Origin of the sequence: Vibrio sp. 1562 (assembly GCF_033340155.1) — a bacterium.
Taxonomy (GTDB): domain Bacteria; phylum Pseudomonadota; class Gammaproteobacteria; order Enterobacterales; family Vibrionaceae; genus Vibrio; species Vibrio alginolyticus.
Genome location: NZ_JAWOVY010000110.1, coordinates 1 through 1,124 on the forward strand (window position 1 = coordinate 1; position 1,124 = coordinate 1,124).

A 1,124-nucleotide genomic window follows, 5' to 3' on the forward strand; every position below is an offset into this window, starting at 1 on the left:
GGGTAAGCGGATTAAATGGTTGATCTTACCTTTGCATGAGAGTGAGACAGACCGGCATCTCATCGGATTATCTGGTTGATGCTTCACCTACTGCTGGTGCATGTTTCCTTCGCTAATTCCAGCAAGAACCCCACACGCCTCAACTTCCCGGTCATCGTTGCAACTCGCTCTCAGTGAAACGAGTTGTTTCTCAAGCGCTTGCAGAGCGGTTATCTGCGACCGCACATGAGAGATGTGATCATCGAGCAAGGCGTTGACGGCGGTACAAGGCTGATGAGGGTCGTCCTCATAGCTCTGTAGTTCGTGAATCTCAGCCAGTGACAGGCCCAGGATTCTGCAGCGACGGATGAAGGCCAGCCCCTCACCATGCTTCTCGGTATAGACACGGTAACCGTTGTCCTGCCGATCAGGCGGCGGCAACAAGCCCTGCTGTTCATAGAAGCGGATCGTCTGTGTGTCGACCCCTACCAACTGCGCCAACTGACCAATGCGCATCAGCCTCCTCCCCAACGGATTCTTTACTCTATTGACCTTATAGTAGCTTTATAGTTTTAAATGGTACCACAACATTGTTCAAGTGGAGTCGTATCATGAGCAAATCCTGTGGTGGCGCCTGTGGCGGTGATGCAACGTCCGCAGCGGATACCGATATACAGGCCTCCTCCGAGGCGCCAGGGAGATGGGTCAGTGTTTATGCCGTGCCGAAGATGGACTGTCCATCAGAAGAACGAATGATTCGCCTAGCCCTGAACGGCTTTGAGGAGATTCGGGCGCTGTCTTTCGACCTGTCGAACCGCCGGTTGAAGGTCGTGCATGATGGAGAGGCTGATCCTTTCACTGCGAAACTGAAGACCTTGGGGCTAGGCGCCTCGCTTCAGGAAACCGTCGCTGCAAATCCGGAGACCATCAAGGCCGCCGAGTTTTCGGCAGCTTCTGCTAAGCAAGAATCCGGGACCCTGCGCTGGTTGCTCGGCATCAATGCACTTCTGTTCGTGGTGGAAATTACTGCCGGTCTGATGGCTCAGTCAACTGGCCTCATTGCAGAGTCCCTGGACAATTTTGCTGATGCGGCAGTGTACGGACTCGCTCTTTATGCGGTTGGGCATAGCGTGAAAAGGCAGGTC

The 1,124-nt window shown here is 54.0% G+C and carries 2 protein-coding genes; one reads left to right on the forward strand and one right to left on the reverse strand.

Annotation, left to right across the window (positions count from 1 at the left end; translation table 11 throughout):
• Nucleotides 1–87 precede the first annotated feature (87 nt).
• A complete protein-coding gene (gene cadR, locus R7Z49_RS23525; RefSeq protein WP_276434700.1) occupies nucleotides 88–495 on the reverse strand; it encodes a Cd(II)/Pb(II)-responsive transcriptional regulator in 408 nt (135 codons plus the stop codon).
• Nucleotides 496–590: 95 nt separating this feature from the next.
• Here cadR and R7Z49_RS23530 point away from each other — a divergent pair.
• On the forward strand, nucleotides 591–1,124 hold a 534-nt coding region (locus R7Z49_RS23530), incomplete at its 3' end, for a cation transporter (protein WP_411913027.1).